Consider the following 22,951-nt stretch of genomic DNA (forward strand, 5'->3'; position numbering starts at 1 on the left):
TGGACCGCAGATACAAAAAAACACCCTTTAGGGTGTTTATAATGTTGGTTGCGGGGGCCGGATTTGAACCGACGACCTTCGGGTTATGAGCCCGACGAGCTACCAGGCTGCTCCACCCCGCGTCACCGTACTGCTTTATATTTTATCAAATTTGATTGGTTGCGGGGGCCGGATTTGAACCGACGACCTTCGGGTTATGAGCCCGACGAGCTACCAGGCTGCTCCACCCCGCGTCACCGTACTGCTTTTATTTCATCAAATTTTAATTGGTTGCGGGGGCCAGATTTGAACTGACGACCTTCGGGTTATGAGCCCGACGAGCTACCAAGCTGCTCCACCCCGCGTCCGTGGATGCGCACTATACTCTGCTCGCATTTTCATGCAACCCTTTTTTCACCTTGATCACGTTTTTAAGGTGAAAATGAACAAAAACAACGCATTCTGGATTGTTTTTTGCTCAAAATTTGCGTTCGGGTATGTATACGCATTTCATTAGGTTCAGGGGTTTGTTATCTTCGTCTCGCATTCAGGCAACATAAGACGAGAACAATGAAAGGACGTTGGGCAAAATATCTTCTGGCGGGAGCTGTCGTCGCGATGCTCGCCGCGTGTTCCTCAAAACCCACCGATCGTGGGCAGCAGTATAAAGACGGGAAATTTACCCAGCCTTTCTCACTGGTGAACCAGCCTGATGCGGTTGGCGCACCAATCAATGCCGGTGATTTCGCCGAGCAGGTTAATCAAATTCGCAGCGCTTCGCCACGTTTGTACGGCAACCAGAGCAACGTTTACAACGCTATCCAGCAGTGGTTACGTGCGGGCGGTGATACGCGCAGTATGCGCCAGTTTGGTATTGATGCCTGGCAAATGGAAGGGGCGGACAACTACGGTAACGTCCAGTTTACCGGTTACTACACGCCGGTTATTCAGGCGCGCCATACGCGCCAGGGCGAGTTTCAGTATCCTATCTATCGCATGCCGCCAAAACGTGGGCGCTTACCAAGCCGTGCCGAGATTTACGCGGGCGCGCTGAGCGACAACTACATTCTGGCGTACAGCAACTCCCTAATGGATAACTTCATTATGGATGTGCAGGGCAGTGGTTACATCGATTTTGGCGATGGCAGCCCGCTTAACTTCTTTAGCTATTCCGGGAAAAACGGCCACGCCTATCGCAGCATCGGTAAAGTGCTTATCGACCGTGGCGAAGTGAAAAAAGAAGATATGTCGATGCAGGCTATTCGCCATTGGGGTGAAACGCACAGCGAAGCCGAAGTGCGTGAGCTGTTGGAGCAGAACCCATCGTTTGTCTTCTTTAAACCGCAATCTTTTGCACCGGTCAAAGGGGCCAGCGCGGTACCGTTGATTGGCCGCGCGTCTGTGGCTTCTGACCGCAGTATCATTCCGGCGGGCACAACATTGCTGGCGGAAGTCCCGTTACTGGACAATAACGGCAAGTTTACCGGCCAGTACGAACTGCGCCTGATGGTGGCGTTAGATGTGGGTGGCGCTATTAAAGGGCAACACTTCGATATCTATCAGGGCATTGGTGCTGACGCCGGACACCGTGCGGGGTGGTATAATCACTACGGTCGCGTCTGGGTACTGAAAACAGCGCCGGGTACGGGTAACGTGTTCAGCGGTTAATAGCCGGATGGCGCTCGATATTAATGAATTTGAGGTGTTATGTCTGTGGTTATCAGTGATGCCTGGCGCCAGCGTTTTGGCGGTACGGCGCGTCTGTATGGCGAAAATGCGCTGCAGTTGTTTGCCCAATCGCACGTTTGTGTGGTTGGGATTGGCGGGGTAGGGTCGTGGGCGGCGGAAGCGCTGGCGCGTACCGGTATTGGCGCCATCACGCTCATCGATATGGATGATGTGTGCGTCACCAATACTAACCGCCAGATCCATGCTCTGCGCGATAACGTAGGCCTGGCAAAAGCTGAAGTGATGGCTGAACGTATCCGCCAGATTAACCCGGAGTGCCGGGTGAACGTGGTCGATGATTTTGTCACGCCGGATAATGTTGCTGAGTATATGAGTGCGGGTTATTCGTATGTCATTGATGCTATTGATAGCGTGCGCCCAAAAGCGGCACTGATCGCCTGGTGTCGGCGTAACAAAATTCCGCTGGTGACCACCGGTGGTGCGGGAGGGCAGATCGACCCGACGCAGATACAGGTCGTTGATTTGGCAAAAACTATCCAGGATCCGCTGGCAGCCAAGCTACGCGAGCGACTGAAAAGCGATTTTGGCGTGGTGAAAAACAGCAAAGGCAAGCTGGGCGTGGACTGTGTGTTCTCGACCGAAGCGCTGGTTTACCCGCAGGCAGATGGCTCGGTATGTGCGATGAAGGCGACGGCGGAAGGGCCGAAGCGCATGGATTGCGCATCCGGTTTTGGCGCGGCCACTATGGTGACCGCCACCTTTGGCTTTGTTGCCGTCTCACATGCGCTGAAGAAGATGATGGCGAAAGCGGCGCGCCAGAGTTGAGTGTGTTGTGCCGGATAAGGCGCGTTCGCGTCGCCATCCGGCAACCATCAAACCTGTCGGGCAGCCTCAAGAATCGCCTCGTTCAGAGCATGCAGCCCCTGGGTACGCGAGGCGCTGAGCTGCGCGCGTAAACCTAGCTCGTCAAATAATGCCATTGGCGAATGCGCCAGTAACTCGGCTGCAGTTTTACCTTCGACCGCCGTGAGTAATACCGCCAGCAGCCCGCGAACAATGCGACCTTCGCTGTCGCCGAAGAAATGCAAAGTACCATTCTCATGAAGGGTATGCCCCAGCCAAACGCGGTTTTCGCAGCCCGCGATCTCTTTGGCCTGTGCCTTTAGCGAATCAGGAAGAGCTGGCAACTGCTTACCCAGCAGAATCAGCTGGCGATATTTATCTTCCCACTGGGTGAGCGGGGTAAAGGTATTGTGTAACGTCTCTTCCGTTACGTTTGTGCCAAACGGGTGTCCGGCGAACAGAGGGCTTGTCATTAATCCACCAATATTTCCAGCGCGCGGTCAACGGCTGTGACCAACGCATCTACATCACTTTGCGTATTATAAGGTGCAAATGAGGCGCGTAGCGTCCCGGATACGCCCAGTTCTGCCAGCAGCGGTTGCGCACAGTGTTGTCCTGCACGCAGTGCAATGCCATATTCGGCCAGCAACGTCACCATGTCGCTGTGATGAACCCCTGCGAAATCAAAGGCTAACAGACTGGAGTCCTGGCAGCGGAAGGAGCGAAAGCCGGGGCGTTTCGCCAGCGCATCTTCTGCCAACGTCGCCAGACCCCGACTCCAGTTTTCGGCCTGCACCACGTCAACGTCCGCCAGCCATTCGAGCGCCGCGCTTAGTCCGATAACGCCAGCAACGTTAGGCGTACCGGCCTCCAGCTTCCATGGAGCAGCCTGGGGGGTGAAACCGTCAAAACTGACTTCGCTAATCATTTTACCGCCACCGAGCCAGGGAGACATGGCATCCAGCAGTTCCGGTTTACCGTACAGCACGCCAATGCCGGTGGGGCCATACAGCTTGTGGCCCGAGAACGCATAGAAATCAATGTCTAATTGCTGTACGTCGGCGGGGAAATGGACAATCCCCTGTGCACCATCCACCATCACCACCATGCCAGCCGCATGGGCGAGCGTAATGGCGCGGGCCAGATCCGGGCAACCGCCGGTAACGTTCGACATCTGCCCAAGCGCCAGAATGCGGCTGCGTGGAGTGATGAGTTGCGCGAGGCTTTCAACGTCTGGCAATAAATGGGCGTTAAGCGGCAGCCTGACGACCTTCGCCCCCGTTTGCTCCGCCACCATCAGCCAGGGCACGAGGTTGGCATGATGTTCTGCTGCGCTAACGATAATCTCATCACCCGGTTGTAACCGCGGTCGCGCATAGCTTTGGGCAACCATGTTGATCGCTTCCGTCGTACCGCGGGTCCAGACGATTGTTTTATCATCCGGCGCATTAATCAGGCTTGCGACTTTTTCCCGCGCGGCTTCATAGCGTGCGGTCAGGCGCTGTGCTTCGGCAAACTGGCTGCGGTGGACGTTCCCGGCGCTCAGGCTATAAAACTGATGGGTGGCCTCAATCACTGCCTGCGGCTTCAGTGCGGTAGCAGCGCTGTCGAGATAGACGCCAGCATCGTTGAGTGCGGGAAATTGCGCGCGAAACTGCGCGGGGTTAAAAGCGTTCATGGTATTCCTCAGTTCAGTAAACCGATCGTGGCGCAAAAAGGGCGCTGATACAAGGGGTGTGCTAACCATCGGAATACTCTGGATATCCTGGCAAAGTCCACGCAGTGTCTTATGCTATATACCGTTAGGCGAGCAATTTAGCCTGTTACGGAGTGTGTTTTTAATAGCATAAATCGCTTTAAGGAGAAAAAGATGAAAAAGACTGCCGCAATTATCTCTGCTTGTATGCTGACTTTTGCCCTGAGCGCCTGTTCTGGTTCGAATTACGTGATGCACACCAATGATGGTCGATCAATCGTATCTGATGGTAAGCCACAGACCGACAATGAAACGGGGATGATTTCGTATAAAGACGCTAACGGCAACAAACAGCAGATTAACCGTACCGATGTGAAAGAGATGGTAGAACTGGATAACTAACCGGTCGCCCATCGACAAAGAGTCGGACAAAAAAAAGCACCGCAATTTGGCGGTGCTACATTAATCACTATGGACAGACAGGGTAAATGTACAGGAAGTGAAAAAGGGTAGCTTTGCTACCATGGTCTGAATCGCAGACCAATTGCAAACACAACAACACAACATCACAACCGTAAGCCAAAAGCCCACCAGAACACGCATTCCGATAAAACTTTTCGTTCCGGCTTCAGGAAGTGCCGCCACTATAGGTATTTGCTGGTAGAACCTCAACGGACAATTTATAATGGCTCAGATAAAAAAAACTAATAGGTTACAACCTGTTGGTTAATTGTTAAATTCATTTAACATCAAAGCCTAAAAGTCATGTCAAAACGATTACCACCCCTAAATGCGTTGCGTGTTTTTGATGCTGCAGCGCGTCATTTGAGCTTTACTCGCGCAGCAGAAGAGCTTTTTGTGACGCAGGCCGCAGTAAGTCATCAAATCAAGTCACTTGAGGATTTCCTGGGGCTGAAGCTGTTTCGTCGACGCAATCGATCTTTGCTGTTAACGGAAGAAGGCCAAAGCTACTTTCTCGACATCAAAGAGATTTTTTCGCAATTAACCGACGCGACGCGTAAACTTCAGGCACGCAGTGCAAAAGGTGCGCTCACCGTGAGTTTATTGCCCAGTTTTGCAATCCAATGGATGGTTCCCAGACTCTCTAGCTTTAACTCAGCTTATCCGGGAATCGATGTCAGGATCCAGGCGGTGGACCGTCAGGAAGACAAACTGGCTGACGATGTTGATGTGGCGATTTTCTACGGACGTGGCAACTGGCCGGGTCTGCGCGTTGAAAAATTGTACGCAGAATATTTATTGCCGGTCTGCTCGCCGCTATTACTCACCGGTGATAAACCGCTAAAGACGCCCGAAGATCTGGCGAAGCACACATTATTGCACGATGCGTCACGCCGTGACTGGCAAGCCTATACGCGCCAGCTTGGCCTGAATCATATCAACGTACAGCAGGGACCCATCTTCAGCCATAGCGCCATGGTGCTCCAGGCTGCTATCCATGGACAGGGAATTGCGTTGGCTAATAACGTCATGGCGCAATCCGAAATAGAAGCCGGACGTCTGGTCTGTCCGTTTAATGATGTTCTGGTCAGCAAAAACGCATTTTATCTGGTTTGTCATGACAGTCAGGCAGAACTGGGTAAAATAGCCGCCTTCCGTCAGTGGATTCTGGCGAAAGCGGCCACGGAACAAGAAAAATTCCGCTTTCGTTATGAACAATAATTTACGTAGGGTATTCACATGACCAGCCGTTTTATGCTGATTTTTGCCGCCGTAAGTGGCTTTATCTTTGTGGCGTTGGGCGCCTTTGGGGCACATGTTCTGAGTAAAACCCTCGGTGTCGTTGAGATGGGGTGGATCCAGACAGGCCTCGAGTATCAGGCGTTCCATACGCTGGCTATATTTGGCCTGGCCGTCGCCATGCAGCGGCGCATTAGCATTTGGTTTTACTGGAGTAGCGTGTTTTTGGCATTAGGAACGGTGCTGTTTAGCGGCAGCCTGTATTGCCTCGCGCTCTCGCATTTACGCCTGTGGGCGTTTGTTACCCCCGTCGGCGGTTTCAGCTTCCTTGTGGGCTGGGCGCTGATGTTAGTGGGCGCTATTCGATTGAAACGTAAGGGCGTTAGCCATGAATAAGGTTGTATTGTTGTGTCGCCCAGGTTTTGAAAAAGAGTGCGCCGCAGAAATTACGGATAAAGCAGGACGCCGGGAAATCTTCGGTTTTGCCCGCGTGAAAGACAATGCGGGTTACGTCATCTTCGAATGCTATCAGCAGGACGATGCCGAAAAGTTAGTGAAAGAGTTGCCGTTTAGCTCGCTGATTTTTGCCCGTCAAATGTTTGTGGTGGGCGAACTGCTGCAATATTTACCGCCGGAAGACCGCATTACGCCGATTGTCGGCATGTTGCAGGGCGTGGTGGAGAAAGGCGGCGATCTGCGCGTTGAAGTTGCTGACACCAATGAAAGCAAAGAGTTGGTTAAATTTTGCCGTAAATTTACCGTACCACTGCGCGCGGCGCTGCGGGAAGCGGGCGTGCTGGCAAAGTATGAAACGCCAAAACGTCCGGTGGTTCATGTGTTCTTTATCGCACCTGGCTGCTGCTATACCGGCTATTCCTGGCCTGACAATAACTCCCCGTTCTACATGGGCATTCCGCGTCTGAAGTTCCCGGCCGATGCGCCGAGCCGTTCAACACTGAAGCTGGAAGAAGCGCTGCACGTGTTTATTCCTGCCGATGAGTGGGATGAACGTCTGGCTAACGGAATGTATGCGGTGGATTTAGGGGCATGCCCGGGCGGTTGGACCTATCAACTGGTTAAACGCAACATGTGGGTTTACTCCGTGGATAATGGTCCGATGGCGCAAAGCCTGATGGATACCGGACAAGTTACCTGGCTGCGCGAAGACGGATTTAAGTACCGGCCAAATCGCAATAACATTTCGTGGATGGTTTGCGACATGGTGGAAAAGCCCGCGAAGGTTGCCGCCCTGATGGCGCAGTGGCTGGTCAACGGCTGGTGTCGTGAGACTATCTTCAACCTCAAGCTGCCGATGAAAAAACGCTACGAAGAGGTGTCGCAAAACCTGGCTTATATTCAGGCACAGCTTGACGAGCATGGCGTAAATGCCCAGATTCAGGCGCGTCAGCTGTATCATGACCGTGAAGAAGTCACCGTGCACGTCCGTCGCCTGTGGGCTGCTGTTGGTGGTCGTCGCGACGAGCGATAAGGTAAAATTGCAGGCCGGATGAAGGCGTAAATGTCTCATCCGGCCTGCATTGTTTCAATCATCGGCGTATCTGAAATAATATGGGTCACATCATCCAGATGCCCAATCCGGGCCTCTCCCGAACGATTAAATTTACTTTTATCGATCAGCAATAATGACTGCGCTGCGCGCTTAAGCAGAATGGACTTGAAGTCGGCATTGGTCGCGTTAGAGTCCCAGAGTGCGCCGTCGCTGTCGATCCCTACGCAGGAAAAAATAAACAGATCGATCTCGAGTGGTTTGAGCTGCGAGATGAGCGAGGGGTTAACATAGCAACCGTATTTACGCTCAAGGCGACCGCCGGAGCTGATGAGCTGAAGGTGTTCGCGTTTAGCCAATTCCTGGCAAATGGGCTGGCTGTTGGTAAAGACGTGAATGTTGATGTCCGGTAACTGTCGCGCCAGGTACCAGCACGTTGAGCTGGCGTCCAGGGCTATCACCATACCTTCTTCGATCCATGCCAGCGCTTCGCGGGCAATATTCGCTTTGTGGGCATAGTGGCTTTTGAGTCGCATATGAAACGGGTCGCCGCTGTCCTGATTTTCCCGATGAATCACTTTGGCCCGCCCGTGATTGCGCAGCACTTTTCCCTGGGCTTGTAGCTCGCTGAGATCGCGGCGGATAGTCTCTTTGCTGACCTTAAGTTGCAAAGCAAGGGTTTCGGTTGTCAGATTTTTGTGGTTGGTAAGCAGATCTACGATCGCCTGCTGGCGCGCCGCTTTCATGTTCTGATCCTCATCTTATGATGAATGCCCGTAGCTGACGGGCATTCAGATCAGAGATTACGGGGTTACTCCTTTTTTTAATAGAATATTCCCGTACTTTGCCCGCTCTCCTGTGATAACGATCGCAAACGCCTGTTGCGCGCGTTCATAGAAGGCATAGCGGTCAATACGCGTGATGTCCGGGCAGGGGGTTTGCAGTGAAAGCGCCTGACGATAGCGGGCCTCGACGTCAGGATCGAGGGCATCGCCTTCAACAGCCGCCATCATCACCAGCGGTGGGGCATAGCTGTCCAGTTCAAAGAGCGGAATAATCGCCTGTAGCAGGTCGCTGACCAATAGACCGTCGGCGCGGATAACCTGTGGTCCCATGCTGTGGGCCGGGAAGTGGGTATCGGAAAATATAATCTCATCGCCGTGGCCCATTTCAGCCAGTACCTTCAGCAGGTCGGGCGAAATTAAGGGAGATATTGTTTTGAGCATGTTACTCGACTCCTGTTAGTTCGGATTCGGTTTGCGGATAGAAGTAACGGTACTGGTAGCGTACCTGCCCGCGTGCCTGTTCCGGTGAGGCAAATTCCCCAATGCCTGACCACGCAAACATTGCGGCACCTGCCACGGTGGTTTCGGCGTCATCCAGCACTTTGACAGGTATCCCGAGAACATTCGCTTTGATCTGATTCCACAACGCGTTGCGGCTTCCCCCACCTACCAATAGCAGTTCAGTGGCCTGGAAATGACCGATTTTTTCCAGCGTATGGAGGTTTCGCTGCAGCTGTTCTGTCAGTCCTTCCAGCGCGGCGCGATAAAAGTGACCACGGGTGGTATTGAGCGTAACCCCTTGCCAGCCCGCATTCTGACAGGCCAGCAGGTCGCAGTGCATCTTCACGCCTTCGGCGCCTGCCGGGATGACCCTGGCTTCGTCGATCAGCGTCTGCCAGGGGGTGTCGGCAGTCCACAGCAGCTTACGCACCCACTCGAGTACACCGGAAGCCAGCCACTGCATGCCGGGGTTATTCAGTCCAGCCTGGCTATCCAGCTCACAAGTGGAACCCGCATATTGGCTGAGCTGGGAGGTATCCACCTGCGCACTGCGCACCATCAGAATTTCCCATGTGCCGGAAGAGAGCACCGGTTCATCTGGTTGGGCTCCAGCGCCAAATAGCGCAAACTGCGTGTCGTGTCCGGCAGAGATGACCGGAATTCCCGCCGTAAGCCCGAGCAGGCTGGCAGCCTCCGGTTGCAAAGCCCCAATCTTTTCGCCTGCTTCAACCAGGCGCGGGAACAGACGGCGCGGTATGCCCGTAGCATGCAAAATGTCATGACTAAAATCGCGCTGCCGGATGTCCAGCAGCTGACTGGTGCCCGCCATGGTGATATCTGTAGTGAACTCGCCGGTTAAACGGTGGTTGATAAGCGACGAGATAAACAACCAGGCGTGCGCCTGCTCCAGAAATTGCGGATGGTTTTCTTTCAGCCACACCAGTTTATACAGCGTGTTGAAGCTAAATGCGCCGACGCCGGAAATTTCCTGCAATTGCTGCGGTGATATGTAGCGGTGAATATTCTCCATCACCGCTGCGGTGCGTGGGCATTTCCAGCTAATCACCGGATACAGCTGCTTACCGTTCTTATCAACCAGCGCGCCGTCTACGCCAAAAGTGGTGACGGCGATCCCGCGGACATGGCAGGCGGCCAGTTGCGTGCAGAGGCGCTGACAGCAATCGGCGAAGCGTTGCAGAATGGCCTCCAGCGACCACTGATGCCAGGTACTGTTTTCTGTTGCGATGTCACTGGCGTTCGGGGTCGCTGCGCGGGCGACAATCTTTCCCTGTCGGTCAACGGCGATAGCCCGCACGTTGGTCGCGCCACAGTCGAGAACCAGGATAACGTCTTGTTTCATAATCGCTCCCCAAACGTAGCCGGATGACGCAGCGCTTACCCGGCTTACAAAATTCACCGCGCAGGCCCGGTAAGCTTGCGCCACCGGGCCAGAGTCGCATTAACGCTTATACAGCGGGCCGTAGTTCTGGCAGGCGCGATAATCCTGGCCTTCCATATCCATACCATGGGCTGCCCAGGCTGAAGGGCGGTAAATTTTTTCGTCTTCCACGTTGTGCATACAAACCGGGATACGCAGCATGGCGGCGAGCGTAATAAAGTCCGCGCCCACGTGACCTATCGTCAGTACGCCGTGGTTTGCGCCCCAGTTAGCCATGACGGAATAGACATCGCTGAACGGGCCTTTACCGGTTAAGCGCGGGGCAAACCAGGTGGTTGGCCAGGTGGAGTTGGTGCGCGCATCAAGCTGGTCGTGCATCTCTTTCGGTAATTCCACGCTCCAGCCTTCCGCGATTTGCAGCACCGGGCCCAGGCCTTTGATGATGTTGATGCGGGTCATGGTGAACGGCACGCCGCCCTCGGTCAGGAAGCGAGAAGAATAGCCGCCGCCGCGGAAGTATTCGTGAATAGCCGGACACCATTCGGTAGCCGCCAGGCAATCATCCGCCTCTTTCTGTGAGATTTCCCAGTGCGGCTTCATGGTCGGTTTCCCTTCGCCGTCGCGCTGTTTGCAGGAGCCATCCAGCGCTGCCGAGCCGGAGTTAATCAGGTGAATAATACCGTGCTCAGCAAGGCCGGTTAGCGGTTTACCCGTGACGCGTTCAACCGCCTCTGGCGACCAGTAGGTGCGCACATCGGCAAAGACCTGCGCTGTGCCGGTGAGTTGATGACCAAACAGCATCGCCACGCCGTTCAGGCTGTCGTTTTCGGTGGCGACAACGAACGGTTCGCGAATGCCGTTCCAGTCAAAGGAGCTGTTGAGTAGTGCTTCGGCGGTATCGCCATTCGGGTATTGATCGGTCCAGTGACGCTGGCCCTGGAAGCCTGCGGCAATCGCGTTGTACCCCAGCGACTCTTCAACCCGACCTTTGTCTGCCAGTTTCTGGTTACCCTGCATCATGTCGCGAATGCACATGGCCATCAACAGGCTCTCTTTCAGCACCACACGGCTCTGCTCTGCGTTACGTTTATATTGCTGTGCGTTCTGATCTTCACCGTAGCGGAAGTTTTTATCCGCCCACGCCAGCGCCATTTCCAGCTCAGCTTCGTCATAGATTTTTTGGTCGATGCGACGACGCAGTTCGGTCATATCAACGGGTTGAACCTTCATTCCCAGCCAGGATTCAAAGAAGTTATGATCGACAATCGAGCCGGCAATGCCCATTGAAACGCCGCCTACGGACAGGTAGCTTTTGCCTTTCATACTGGCAACCGCCAGGCCCGCGCGGGCAAAGCGCAGCAATTTTTCTTCAACATCGGCAGGGATCGTGGTGTCACCGGCATCCTGTACGTCATGGCCGTAAATAGAGAAGGCGGGAAGTCCTTTTTGATTATGCGCAGCCAATGCTGCGGCCAGATAAACTGCGCCGGGACGTTCTGTTCCGTTAAAGCCCCAGATAGCTTTCGGGCGCATCGGATCCATGTCGATGGTTTCGCTACCGTAGCACCAGCATGGGGTAACAGTAATCGTCACGCCTACGTTCAGGCTGCTGAATTTTTCTTCACAGGCGGCAGATTCAGCCATCCCGGCAATGCAAGTGTCGGCAATCACACATTCAATTTGTGCACCACAGGCGTGACGAAGTTTCTCTGTGATCAGCGCAGCAGTGGCTTTGGCCATATTCATGGTTTGCTCTTCGAGCGATTCACGAACACCCATACGGCGCCCATCAATCACCGGACGAATTCCAATTTTCGGTAAGCTATTTTTGTTCATTCGAGGTTCCTCATCTCACTTTATGCCGTGCTGCAAAAGCGGATGTTGAACACCACCGTCGCAGTTGGCTGAATAACCCATTTTTGCTAACTCGAGTTAGCTTAGGTATTAGAGAGTTTTTTGCACAACTTTTTTGTTGTGGAACTGTGAGAGGCTTCACGAGAAGTGGTTAAAATTCGATCTGCGTCAAATAAACCAGGACGGGTATTTTCAATAAATCCTTTTTAAATTAATTGGTTGTAATAAATTGTCTGTTCAGCGTCACAGTTTTAAACCAAATGATTTGGCTATTTTGAGTAGCTAAAATAGCTTTAAAAGGCACTTCGCTAACTCGAGTTAGCATAATTGATAAAACGCATATGAACTTATAGGTAGTATTCGCATTAACGGTGACGATGGCTTCCTGGCAACGTTTTGCGCCTGATTCACTGATTGCAGTTTCTGTATATTGAGGAAAGCAGCAATGTCTGAAACATTTTTACAGATGAGTCATATTACGAAACGTTTTCCCGGCGTATTAGCGTTGAGTAATGTGGATTTTGCTTTACGCAAAGGAGAGGTTCATGCGCTGCTGGGTGAGAATGGCGCAGGAAAGTCTACGTTGATGAAGATTTTATCCGGTGTTTATCAGCCTGATGAAGGGGATATTATTTTTGAGGGACAACCTGTTACTTTTGCGAATCCGTTGAGTGCACAAAGCGCAGGTATCACCATCATTCACCAGGAGTTTAACCTTTTCCCTGAACTCACGGTGGAAGAAAATATATTTATTGGCAGGGAGTTTTGCAAAAATAATCGCTGGCGTCTGGATGAAAAACAACAGCGACAGGCAGCTATCGATATTTTGCAAAAATTAAACCTGAATATCTCTCCAGAAACGCTGGTGGCCGATCTGACCGTCGCGCAACAACAAATGGTTGAGATTGCTAAAGCGATATCGGTGAATGCCAAGATTCTTATTATGGATGAACCGACGGCAGCGCTAACTGAAACGGAAATTGACAGCTTATTTCAGGTAACTCGTTTGCTGAAAGAACAGGGAACGGGCATTGTTTATATCTCGCACAGGTTAGAGGAACTGGCGCTGATCGCCGATCGCGCGACGGTGATGCGGGATGGCCAGTTTATTGCCACTGTGGATTATGATGCGGTTAAAATTAGCGATCTGATTGCCATGATGGTTGGGCGCGATCTTGGCAATATCTATCCTCGCCGCGAACCTTTGGCTCAACGCAAGCCGGTGTTGGAAGTAAGCGGTCTGACGCGCAATGGCGTATTGAACAATATTGATTTCACTCTGTATCAGGGCGAAATTTTGGGCTTCGCCGGTCTGATGGGGGCAGGACGTACTGAGCTGGCGCGGGCGATTTTTGGTGCGGATCCCATTGATGGCGGAACCCTCAAGCTGAACGGTAACGTGACGGTAATTAAAGATATTCCTGATGCTATCAAACAGGGTATCAGCTATTTAACCGAGGACAGGAAAAAAGAGGGGTTGGCATTAGGACTGTCCGTTGAGCGCAATATTATGTTGGGCAATTATCCTGAGTATTCCGATCGTTATGGCAACGTGGACAGCAAACGTTGTCAGAAAACCAGCGAAGAACAGGTGAAAGCCCTACGCATTAAAACACCACATTTAGAACAGGCTGCTCTGAATTTAAGTGGTGGTAATCAGCAGAAAATTATTATTGCCAGATGGGTGTGTAAAGACACCGATATTCTCATCTTTGATGAACCCACTCGCGGTATTGATGTGGGTGCCAAACTTGAGATTTATGAATTAATGAATCGACTGGTGGCCAAAGGGAAGTCAATTATCATGATCTCCTCTGAATTACCGGAAGTGCTGGGTATGTGCGATCGCATTTTAGTGATGCGTAATGGACGTATTACCGGGGAGTTAGCTTCTGATGACGCCACACAAGAAAAAATCATGCAATATGCGACGTTAGAGGACTAATTTATGACTATCTCTGTAACCTCTTCAGACAGCAATAATAAGAAAATAAAAATTAACAAAGAACTTTTAATGCGCCTTGCACCGCTTTTGAGTCTGATTATTTTAGTAATATTTTTTAGCTTTGGTTCGCCATTTTTCTTTAACACTGAAAACATCATGACAATCGCTCTGCAAACTTCAGTGATTGGCATTATGGCGATTGGCGTTACCTTCGTCATTATCACGTCAGGAATCGACCTTTCTCTTGGCTCGGTGGTGGCCTTTTCTGGTGTTGCGGTGGGCATCAGCGCCACGCTGGGATTGCCTCTGCCCGTATGTATTCTGGCCGGGGTGCTGGCCGGTGGATTATGCGGCTATATCAATGGTCTGCTGGTCACCAAAATGACTATCCCACCTTTTATCGCCACGCTGGGCCTGATGATGTCCGTCAGAGGCATCAATATGGTGATGACAGATGGTCGTGCGATTTATTTCGCTGATTACCCCACCTTCAAAATGCTGGCCCAGGGACGTTTGTTCGATGTGTTGCCTTATCCCGTTTTTTACCTAGTGGTGGTGGCGCTAATCGCCGCCTACATCCTGAAGAAAACGGTGATTGGTCGCTATGTTTACGCTGTGGGTAGCAATGAGGTGGCCGCACATCTTTCCGGTATTAAAGTTCAACGCGTCAAAATTTTCGTCTACGCCTTTTGTGGTCTGCTGACCGGGATCGCTGGCGTTATTCTGGCCTCACGTCTGAACTCTGGTCAGCCAACGGTTGGTGTGGGTTATGAACTGGAAGCCATCGCGGCGGTTGTTATTGGCGGTACGAGCCTGATGGGAGGAATTGGCACCATCGGCGGGACTATCATCGGCGCATTCATTATGAGCGTGTTGAAAAACGGTCTGAACCTGATGGGGGTTTCCCAGTTCTGGCAAATGGTGGCCATGGGCGTGGTGGTCATTGCTGCGGTTTATCTCGATACATTACGCAAAAAAATTCGTTGATTTACGCTCCCGGAAGTCACGGGGCATCATAACCCTGACGTTTAGGGTGACTCACTCAGAACGGAGTAAAACAATGAGAACCAGGAATTTTGTCTATGCGTTATCCCTGCTGGCCTGTATGACATCCAGCGTATTGGCTAAAGATATGAACCTTCCGGTGGTCAGTAAAGGTTTCCAGCATGAATTCTGGCAAACCGTAAAAATGGGGACGGAAGCGGCAGCAAAAGAGTCGGGTGATAAAACCAGCTATGTTGGCCCGGCGGATGAAACTCAGATTGCCGAGCAGATTCAGCTAGTTGAAAACGCGATGGCGCAAAAACCCAATGGGCTATTGCTGGCAGCGTTAGATGCCAATGCGCTGGCGCCATTAGTTGAGACCGCAAATTCACGCGGCATTAAAGTTGTGACGTTTGACTCCGGCGTGAATTCCGATATCCCGGTGAGCTTTGTCGCCACGAATAACCGTAAAGCCGGTGCTGAAGCGGCGGATGCACTGGCAGCGGAAGTGGGCAGCAAAGGTAAAGTGGGCATTATTGCGCACGTAGCGGGGACCTCCTCAGCGATTGAGCGTTCGGAAGGGTTTATTGCCCGCATGAAGGAGAAATACCCGGAAATCCAGGTGCTGCCGGTCCAGTACAGCGATGGCGATCCGCAAAAAGCGATGGATAAAACCATCGATATGATCCAGGCCAACCCTGATATTGCAGGGATTTATGGCACCAATGAAGGCTCAACGCTGGGCGTAGCAAACGCCATTGATAGTCAAAACCTGAAAGGCAAAGTGAAAGTGATTGGTTTTGATAGCACCGAGGCAATCATTGCTTTCCTGAAGTCTGGGGTCATTCAGGGCTTTGTCGTGCAGGACGCTTATCAGATTGGCTACCAGGGTATCAAGACACTAAATGCAGCGGTATCGGGTCAGTCTGTACCGAAAGAAATTGATATTCCGGTTAAATTCGTTAATGCGAAGAACATTGACACCCCGGAAATTGACAAGCTGTTACACCCATTCGGTAAAAAATAACACCGTTGGGGCGATGTGTTCGCCCCATCATTCGCCAGCGTCAGGGAGTTACTATGGGCAGTGGATATTTCCTCGGTGTGGATGTCGGTTCCGCCAGCGTCAGGGCTGGTGTCTTTGATGCCAGTGGCAAACGGCTGGCTTTTGCGACACACGCCATCTCGCAGTTTCGACCCGGTCCTGAGCGGGTTGAGCAGTCATCTGCAGAAATCTGGCAGCAGGTTTGCCATGCAGTGAAGGAGGCGGTGTCGTCATCCGGGGTTCGCATTGAGGAGATCCGCGCATTGGGATTTGATGCCACCTGTTCATTGGTGGCACTGGATGAACTGGGGCGGGGCCTGGCGGTTTCACCAGGCGAACCATCAGACCATAACATCATCATGTGGATGGATCATCGTGCGGCGCAGGAGACGCAACGTATAAACGCCACGCAGGATCCGGCTTTGCGCTACGTTGGCGGTGAAGTCAGCGTCGAAATGGAGCTTCCTAAAGTACTGTGGTTGAAAAACCATTTTCCAGCCACCTGGCAGAGTGCGCATCGCTTCTACGATCTGGCGGACTTTCTGGTCTCTAAAGCTACCGCCTGTGATGTTGCTGGTCTGTGCACGCTGACCTGTAAATGGAACTATCTGGCACATGAACAACGCTTTAGCCACTCCCTGCTTGACGCTGTTGAGCTAACGGATTTGTTGGGAAAAATCCCGTCGCGGATCCTGCCGCCAGGCGCTGCCGTTGGAACGCTTAGCACCGATGCGGCCCAGGCGCTGGGGCTGACGACTGCAGTGGTCGTCGCCAGCGGAATGATTGATGCCCATGCGGGAGGAGTAGCGCTTGCCGGTGTTGAGCCTGAGGGGACGTTGGCGTTGATCAGCGGAACGTCAAATTGCCATATGCTGTGCAGCGAGCAGGAAATTCATACACCTGGTGTATGGGGGCCGTACTGGTCAGCCATGCTGCCAGGCTACTGGCTGACAGAAGGGGGGCAAAGTGCCGCTGGGGCGTTAGTCGACTGGACGCTTCAGGAGTCAGGAGCCAGCGCGGCGCTATTTCACAAGGCTGAGGCGCGGGGTTGCCATCCCATCGTTTTAGTTAATGAATGGGTTGCCGCACTTGAGGCGCAGGAGTCAGAGCCTGGTCGTTATTTGCATGTGCTGGCCGATCATCACGGTAATCGTTCACCGCGCGCGCGACCCGATGCCCGGGGGAGTGTTTGCGGTTTGACTCTTGAGCGAGGCGAGATGCAGGTTGCTCGTCTGTACCTGGCGACATTACAGGCGATCGCCTGCGGTACGAGGCATATTATGGAAGTGATGCGCGAAAACGGTCACACCATTTCCCGACTGACGCTGTGCGGCGGCGCAACGCATAACCCACTATGGTTGCGAGAATATGCCGATGCCACCGGATGCGATATTCATCTGATGCAGGAAGAGGATGCGGTGACGTTAGGTGCGGCCATCACCGGCGCGGTTGCCTGCGGCGCGTGGGAAAATATTCCATCTGCATGCCAGGCGATGGTTCGATCAGGCGAGGTGATTAAGGCTAACCCGGCACGGCGCAACTTCTATGACCGCAAATATCAGGCTTATCTGATGATGTGGGATCAGCAGCAGGCGATTAACCAACTTATGCAGTAAGACAAAAGTTTAAAATACTTTTATGATTGTAGATTGACGTTTTTGGATGTGAACTGGGGCATATAAATGGCTAAAACAGTAGAACAGATAGCCAGCGATCTGAATTTATCGGTTACGACCGTACGACTGGTGCTGAACGGGAAAGCAGAGCAATATCGAATCAGTGTCAAAACCCAAACGCGTATTAATGAATATGTCGAGCGCTATGGTTACGTCATTAACCATTCAGCACGCAGCCTGAAATTGAATAAAACGGATACGTTGGGATTGATTGTGCCCAATATTTCCAACGTGTTTTTTGCCACACTCGCAGAAAAACTTGAGCAACGCTGTCGTCGTTCCGGTTATCAGCTAACGATTAGCTGTACCTATGACGATGTTGATTACGAAAATAAACTGACCAAAGCGTTAATAGCTCGCAATGTCGATGGCCTTTTTATTGTTCCCTCAACATTAGAGAATCAGCAGCACCATTTACGTCAGGTCAGAAAACCGATGGTGTTACTTGACCGTGATTTTAAGTATACCGATAACGCTCTGGTAGAAAGCCATAACATTTTGGGCGGCGAAAAATTGACGCAAAGTTTGTTTGACGCTGGAAAGTCGCCGATCTGGTTTTTGGTGGGAGATACCGGATTACCCAGCATCGGCGACCGTTTGCAAGGTTATCTTAATGCATTGAACAATAATGGTATTTTGCATAGCGATTGGGTGCGCGAAGGGCCGGACAACACGCCCGAGGGGGGTTATCGACTGATGGATGAGTTGATCGGCGAACAGGGCTGCCCACAGGCATTTATTGCCTCATCATTACCCGTACTGGAGGGGGCCATTAACGCTATTCGTAATCGTTTTGGCACAATTCCACCTGAAATTAATATTGGGACATTTGATGAACACCCGATGCTGGGATTCCTCGCCAATAATGTCTGGTCAATGCAGCAGGATGAAAATGTTTGGGCGGAAAAAGCGTTCGATATGATGATGAGTGCTATTGATGACCAGCCAATTAAAGAAACTGTAAAAGTTGAGATGAAACTTATTAAGCGCGTAAGACAACCTTAATACGCCGCTATAAATAAATCGGCCTACTGAACCTGAATATATACGTTCAGTGGCTGCCTGTATCTGAAACCTGACCCGTCTTACTCTGCGGCTGCATTTTTCGCAATAAAGACGAGGGGAAACTGTACCCGGAGAATCATTATGGAAAGAATGCGTTTGTCACGAGAAATCATTGAAACCTGCCTTGAAATGACCAGCCTTGGATTGAATCAGGGGACGGCGGGAAATGTGAGTGCGCGTTATGAAAATGGGATGCTGATCACGCCCAGCGGTATTCCTTACGAAAGACTTACTGAAAATATGATCGTGTATGTAGATAACGACGGGAAATATGATAAAGGACAATTACCCTCCAGTGAATGGCGTTTTCACCTGGCGGCATACCAGACACGTCCGGATGCCAATGCGGTTGTCCATAACCATGCCGTACATTGCACGGCCGTTTCTATTCTTAATCGCCCTATCCCGGCAATTCACTACATGATTGCGGCGGCTGGGGGGAACTCTATTCCGTGTGCGCCTTATGCGACGTTTGGTACACGAGAGCTGTCAGAGCATGTGAGCGTCGCCCTGAAAAACCGTAAGGCAACGCTTTTACAGCACCATGGGTTGATTGCTTGTGAAGCGAATTTGGAAAAAGCACTGTGGTTGGCGCATGAAGTGGAAGTTCTGGCCCGCCTTTATCTGAGCACGCTGGCGATTGTTGACCCGGTGCCGGTGCTGGATGACGAGGAGATCGCCATTGTGCTGGAGAAATTCAAATCTTACGGATTACGCATTGAAGAGTAATTTCGCATAGCGAAAAGGAGAAATACGATGGCGAACAGAATGATTCTGAACGAAACGGCATGGTTTGGCCGGGGAGCTGTTGGTGCATTAACCGATGAAGTCATCCGTCGTGGTTATCGCAAGGCGTTGATTGTGACTGATAAAAATCTGGTGCAGTGCGGCGTTGTCGATAAGGTGACTTCCCGAATGGATGCTGCAGGTCTGGCATGGGAAATCTATTCAGGCGTTATTCCTAACCCAACCATTGCGGTGGTGCAGGAAGGGTTGGGTGTCTTTCAGCAAAGCGGCGCAGACTATCTGATCGCCATCGGCGGAGGCTCCCCTCAGGATACCTGTAAAGCGATTGGCATTATCAATAATAACCCTGAGTTTGCGGATGTACGCAGCCTTGAAGGGTTATCGCCAACGCACAGCCCGAGCGTGCCGGTTATGGCTATCCCAACCACCGCGGGAACGGCAGCGGAAGTGACCATTAACTACGTAATCACTGACGAAGAAAATCGGCGTAAGTTTGTTTGTGTCGACCCCCATGACATCCCACAGGTAGCGTTCATCGATGCTGACATGATGGACGGCATGCCAGCGGCGCTAAAAGCCGCCACCGGAGTGGATGCCCTGACCCATGCTATTGAGGGGTACATCACGCGGGCGGCGTGGGCGCTTACCGATGCGCTGCACATTAAAGCCATTGAAATGATAGCCGGGGCATTACGTGGTTCCGTTGCGGGCGATACCCAGGCCGGGGAAGCGATGGCGCTGGGCCAGTACGTGGCCGGGATGGGTTTTTCCAACGTTGGTCTGGGATTAGTGCATGGAATGGCACACCCGTTAGGCGCGTTTTATAACACGCCGCACGGCGTAGCAAATGCCATTTTGCTGCCGCACGTGATGCGCTATAACGCCGAATTCACCGGGGAAAAATTCCGCGATATCGCCCGGGTGATGGGGGTTAAGGTTGAAGGACTGACGCTGGCTGAGGCACGTAAAGCGGCAGTAGATGCCGTCTTCGCCCTTAACCGCGATGTAGGGATCCCGCTGCATTTACGCGATGTTGGCGTACGCAAAGAGGATATTCCTGCGCTGGCGCAGGCGGCATTTGACGATGTTTGTACCGGGGGAAATCCCCGTGAAGCGAATCTTGGGGATATCGTTGAGCTGTACCACACCGCCTGGTAATTTTTCAGCGTGACGGCGTGAAAGCCTTATCTGGCCTACCGGGGTGTTCGACGTGTAGGCCAGATAAGCACAGCGCCATTCGGCAACAGACCTATCGCACCAACCGTAATTGCTGCAGGTTTCCGTCGATATGTAAGTCCGTTTGCAGCCGTGCGATATCGCGACACAGAAACGCCATCTCCTGGTGCATCTCTAGTTTCTTGCGCCACTTGTCCGGTACTTCATCAAGATGCGCGTAAATGCCTTCCAGATGTTGAAACTGTACGAGCAGCTGCGTGGCGCTTTTGGGACCAATACCTGCAACCCCCGGTACTTTCGAACTGCTGATCCCGGCCAGTCCCCAGTAATCAGGCAACTGCTGCGGCAGCACGCCAAACTCTTTCTCAATAAACGGTGCATCCAGCCAGCGCTTCTGGAAGTAGTCACGAATACGTAGCGTCGGGGAGAGCAACTGACAATAGCCTTTATCGGTTGATACGATGGTAGCCTGATGTCCCGCCTGGCTCACTTTAACCGCCAGGGTTGCGGCTAAATCATCGGCTTCATTCCCGCTGGAGACCCAACAGCAGACGCCGCGCTGTTCAAAAGCGGCGCGTAAGGCGGGCATTTCCTGGTGCAATTCATCAGGCATCGGGGGGCGACCAGCTTTGTAGTCAGGCAACCGTTGGTGACGCCAGCCGCTGTTGCGCGCTTCATCATCGAATACCGCCACGGCGTGCGTAGGCTGACTGTGCACAATCAACTGATCGAGCGCGTGCTGGCACGTCTCTACGCAGGGTGAGCCCTGTACGGCGTGAATGCGGCGGATAAGGTTCAGTGCATCGACAATGAGCAGGTGGACGGCCACGGTGTTCTCCCTAACAAATAAGTTTGTAGGGTAACATTCACGGCGAGGGGAGGCGAGTGTTGCGAAATAGCGTTATCCGTAGACCGGATGGCGGCGAGCGCCTCATCCGGCCTACAGATCCTGAAACGTGGTGGAACTTAATCGCAGGTGACAATCTTCATCGCCAGACCGCCGCGAGATGTTTCACGGTATTTGGCGTTCATGTCTTTACCTGTTTCGTACATGGTCTCGATGACTTTATCAAGGCACACGCGCGGTTCGCTGGTACGGCGCAGCGCCATACGTGCGGCGTTCACTGCTTTAACCGAAGCAATGGCGTTACGCTCAATGCACGGTACCTGCACCTGGCCGGCAACCGGATCGCAAGTCAGACCCAGGTTATGTTCCATACCGATTTCCGCCGCGATGCACACCTGCGTTGGGCTACCGCCCAGCAGTTCAGCCAGACCGGCCGCAGCCATGGAGCAGGCAACGCCGACTTCACCCTGACAGCCCACTTCGGCGCCAGAGATAGAGGCGTTCATCTTGTACAGTGAACCAATGGCGCTCGCGACCAGCATGTAGCGTGCCAGCGAGTTAGCGTTCACTTCGCGGATAAACTTGTCGTAGTACGCCAGCACGGCAGGAACAATCCCGCATGCGCCATTAGTTGGCGCCGTAACCACGCGTCCACCGGCGGCGTTTTCTTCGTTCACGGCCAGCGCGAACATGTTGATCCAGTCAACAACCGCCATCGGATCAGTGGTGGTTTTGTCGCTGCTGACCAGCATACGACGCAGCGCCGCCGCGCGACGTGGAACGCGCAGTTTGCCCGGCAATACACCTTCGGTGGTGATGCCGCGCTCAATCCCGCTGCGCATGACGTCCCAGACGTTGGCGAAGTGTTGTTCCAGTTCTTCTTTGCTGTGCAGCGCCAGTTCGTTTTGCATCATCAGACCGGAAAGTGACAGGCCGGTTTCCTGGCAATGACGTTGCAAATCAGCCGCAGATTTATACGGATACGGCACGTTTACCGGAGAGTTGTTCGGTAAACCAAAATGTTCTTCATCAACGATGAACCCACCGCCAATGGAATAGTAAGTCTGGCTGTAAATGGCTTTTTCGCCCGCCAGTGCGGTAATACGCATCCCGTTTTCGTGCAGGGACAGATTGTCCGCATGGAAATTCATGCACTTGTCGACCGGGAACTCGACCTCATGTTGACCGTCCGCCAGCAGCAAACGTCCATGAGTATTCACATCCTGGATAAAGGCCGGGATGGCATCAATGTCTACGGTATCCGGCAGATTACCCGCCAGGCCCATAATAATCGCGATGTCGGTATGGTGACCTTTCCCCGTCAGAGACAAGGAGCCATAGACATCAACCACTACGCGGGTTACGTCAGTGAGAATTCCGCGTGCAATCAGGTCATCCGTGAATTGTTTGCCTGCTTTCATCGGGCCAACAGTGTGGGAGCTGGAAGGGCCAATGCCGATTTTGAAAATATCGAATACGCTAATCATGAGGCGTCCATTGTGTATCGAGGTG

The 22,951-nt window shown here is 52.5% G+C and carries 21 protein-coding genes and 3 tRNA genes; 13 read left to right on the forward strand and 11 right to left on the reverse strand.

The genetic code is table 11. From position 1 onward, the window contains the following. Window positions 1-45 precede the first annotated feature (45 nt). From HV229_RS05020 to HV229_RS05030, 3 genes are all read right to left on the reverse strand, one after another. A tRNA-Met gene (locus tag HV229_RS05020) sits at window positions 46-122 on the reverse strand. A gap of 34 nt (window positions 123-156) precedes the next feature. Continuing rightward, a tRNA-Met gene (locus tag HV229_RS05025) sits at window positions 157-233 on the reverse strand. A 34-nt stretch (window positions 234-267) separates the two neighbouring features. Continuing rightward, window positions 268-344 (reverse strand) — tRNA-Met (locus tag HV229_RS05030). A 205-nt stretch (window positions 345-549) separates the two neighbouring features. On the opposite strand from HV229_RS05030, the gene mltA reads away from it, so the two are divergent. Next, window positions 550-1,647, forward strand: coding sequence for a murein transglycosylase A (mltA, locus tag HV229_RS05035; protein WP_019077597.1), 1,098 nt, complete (start codon window positions 550-552; stop codon window positions 1,645-1,647). A 39-nt stretch (window positions 1,648-1,686) separates the two neighbouring features. Further along, window positions 1,687-2,493 (forward strand): tRNA cyclic N6-threonylcarbamoyladenosine(37) synthase TcdA, encoded by an 807-nt coding sequence (gene tcdA, locus HV229_RS05040; RefSeq protein WP_019077596.1) that lies wholly within the window; start codon window positions 1,687-1,689, stop codon window positions 2,491-2,493. Window positions 2,494-2,540: 47 nt separating this feature from the next. Here the strand turns inward: tcdA and csdE are convergent, their stop codons facing one another. Together csdE and csdA are read right to left on the reverse strand one after the other, a co-directional pair. Further along, window positions 2,541-2,984, reverse strand: a complete 444-nt coding sequence (gene csdE / locus HV229_RS05045) for a cysteine desulfurase sulfur acceptor subunit CsdE (protein WP_181547002.1) — start codon at window positions 2,982-2,984, stop codon at window positions 2,541-2,543. Beyond that, window positions 2,984-4,189: a cysteine desulfurase CsdA gene (gene csdA / locus HV229_RS05050; RefSeq protein WP_115190282.1), complete on the reverse strand. Its 1,206-nt coding sequence runs from the start codon at window positions 4,187-4,189 to the stop codon at window positions 2,984-2,986. Before csdA ends, csdE begins: the two co-directional genes overlap by 1 nt. Before the next feature lie 192 nt (window positions 4,190-4,381). Here csdA and HV229_RS05055 point away from each other — a divergent pair, with 192 nt between their 5' ends. The 4 genes from HV229_RS05055 to rlmM all read left to right on the forward strand — a co-directional run bounded on the left by HV229_RS05055 (window position 4,382) and on the right by rlmM (window position 7,397). Continuing rightward, entirely contained in the window at window positions 4,382-4,609 is a 228-nt protein-coding gene (locus tag HV229_RS05055) for a YgdI/YgdR family lipoprotein (protein WP_016154261.1), read from the forward strand. A 363-nt stretch (window positions 4,610-4,972) separates the two neighbouring features. Then, window positions 4,973-5,890: a glycine cleavage system transcriptional regulator GcvA gene (gcvA, locus tag HV229_RS05060; protein WP_016154260.1), complete on the forward strand. Its 918-nt coding sequence runs from the start codon at window positions 4,973-4,975 to the stop codon at window positions 5,888-5,890. Window positions 5,891-5,908: 18 nt separating this feature from the next. Then, complete coding sequence (locus tag HV229_RS05065; RefSeq protein ID WP_003034037.1) at window positions 5,909-6,304, forward strand: DUF423 domain-containing protein; 396 nt, start codon at window positions 5,909-5,911, stop codon at window positions 6,302-6,304. Beyond that, window positions 6,297-7,397 (forward strand): 23S rRNA (cytidine(2498)-2'-O)-methyltransferase RlmM, encoded by a 1,101-nt coding sequence (gene rlmM / locus HV229_RS05070; protein WP_003034040.1) that lies wholly within the window; start codon window positions 6,297-6,299, stop codon window positions 7,395-7,397. The genes HV229_RS05065 and rlmM overlap by 8 nt, the downstream gene beginning before the upstream one ends. A gap of 35 nt (window positions 7,398-7,432) precedes the next feature. Here the strand turns inward: rlmM and fucR are convergent, their stop codons facing one another. The 4 genes from fucR to fucI all read right to left on the reverse strand — a co-directional run bounded on the left by fucR (window position 7,433) and on the right by fucI (window position 11,936). Further along, the gene (fucR, locus tag HV229_RS05075) at window positions 7,433-8,161 is read right to left on the reverse strand and encodes an L-fucose operon activator (RefSeq protein ID WP_181547005.1); all 729 of its coding nucleotides are present in this window, start codon (window positions 8,159-8,161) and stop codon (window positions 7,433-7,435) included. Window positions 8,162-8,218: 57 nt separating this feature from the next. After that, window positions 8,219-8,641, reverse strand: coding sequence for an L-fucose mutarotase (gene fucU / locus HV229_RS05080; RefSeq protein WP_047414360.1), 423 nt, complete (start codon window positions 8,639-8,641; stop codon window positions 8,219-8,221). Window position 8,642: 1 nt separating this feature from the next. Then, a complete protein-coding gene (gene fucK, locus HV229_RS05085) occupies window positions 8,643-10,061 on the reverse strand; it encodes an L-fuculokinase (protein WP_131405305.1) in 1,419 nt (472 codons plus the stop codon). A gap of 99 nt (window positions 10,062-10,160) precedes the next feature. Continuing rightward, window positions 10,161-11,936, reverse strand: a complete 1,776-nt coding sequence (gene fucI / locus HV229_RS05090) for an L-fucose isomerase (RefSeq protein ID WP_181547007.1) — start codon at window positions 11,934-11,936, stop codon at window positions 10,161-10,163. A 463-nt stretch (window positions 11,937-12,399) separates the two neighbouring features. Here fucI and HV229_RS05095 point away from each other — a divergent pair, with 463 nt between their 5' ends. The 7 genes from HV229_RS05095 (at window position 12,400) to fucO (ending at window position 20,574) form a co-directional block, all read left to right on the forward strand. After that, complete coding sequence (locus HV229_RS05095; protein WP_046276142.1) at window positions 12,400-13,899, forward strand: sugar ABC transporter ATP-binding protein; 1,500 nt, start codon at window positions 12,400-12,402, stop codon at window positions 13,897-13,899. A 3-nt stretch (window positions 13,900-13,902) separates the two neighbouring features. Beyond that, complete coding sequence (locus HV229_RS05100; RefSeq protein ID WP_003034055.1) at window positions 13,903-14,886, forward strand: ABC transporter permease; 984 nt, start codon at window positions 13,903-13,905, stop codon at window positions 14,884-14,886. 73 nt (window positions 14,887-14,959) lie between these two features. Beyond that, window positions 14,960-15,910 carry an ABC transporter substrate-binding protein gene (locus HV229_RS05105; RefSeq protein WP_016157361.1) on the forward strand — a complete coding sequence of 317 codons (951 nt, stop codon included), beginning with the start codon at window positions 14,960-14,962 and terminating at the stop codon, window positions 15,908-15,910. Between the two features lie 53 nt (window positions 15,911-15,963). Beyond that, entirely contained in the window at window positions 15,964-17,544 is a 1,581-nt protein-coding gene (locus HV229_RS05110) for an FGGY-family carbohydrate kinase (protein ID WP_181547009.1), read from the forward strand. 66 nt (window positions 17,545-17,610) lie between these two features. Continuing rightward, entirely contained in the window at window positions 17,611-18,609 is a 999-nt protein-coding gene (locus HV229_RS05115; protein WP_016154251.1) for a LacI family DNA-binding transcriptional regulator, read from the forward strand. 141 nt (window positions 18,610-18,750) lie between these two features. Next, a complete protein-coding gene (fucA, locus tag HV229_RS05120) occupies window positions 18,751-19,398 on the forward strand; it encodes an L-fuculose-phosphate aldolase (RefSeq protein WP_003034062.1) in 648 nt (215 codons plus the stop codon). 27 nt (window positions 19,399-19,425) lie between these two features. Beyond that, window positions 19,426-20,574, forward strand: a complete 1,149-nt coding sequence (fucO, locus tag HV229_RS05125; protein WP_115190285.1) for a lactaldehyde reductase — start codon at window positions 19,426-19,428, stop codon at window positions 20,572-20,574. Window positions 20,575-20,665: 91 nt separating this feature from the next. Here the strand turns inward: fucO and xni are convergent, their stop codons facing one another. Continuing rightward, window positions 20,666-21,421, reverse strand: a complete 756-nt coding sequence (xni, locus tag HV229_RS05130; protein WP_016154249.1) for a flap endonuclease Xni — start codon at window positions 21,419-21,421, stop codon at window positions 20,666-20,668. Window positions 21,422-21,558: 137 nt separating this feature from the next. Continuing rightward, window positions 21,559-22,926 carry an L-serine ammonia-lyase gene (locus HV229_RS05135; RefSeq protein ID WP_019077586.1) on the reverse strand — a complete coding sequence of 456 codons (1,368 nt, stop codon included), beginning with the start codon at window positions 22,924-22,926 and terminating at the stop codon, window positions 21,559-21,561. Between the last annotated feature and the right edge of the window lie 25 nt (window positions 22,927-22,951).

It is taken from the genome of Citrobacter sp. RHBSTW-00524 (genome assembly GCF_013747755.1).
Taxonomy (GTDB): domain Bacteria; phylum Pseudomonadota; class Gammaproteobacteria; order Enterobacterales; family Enterobacteriaceae; genus Citrobacter; species Citrobacter braakii.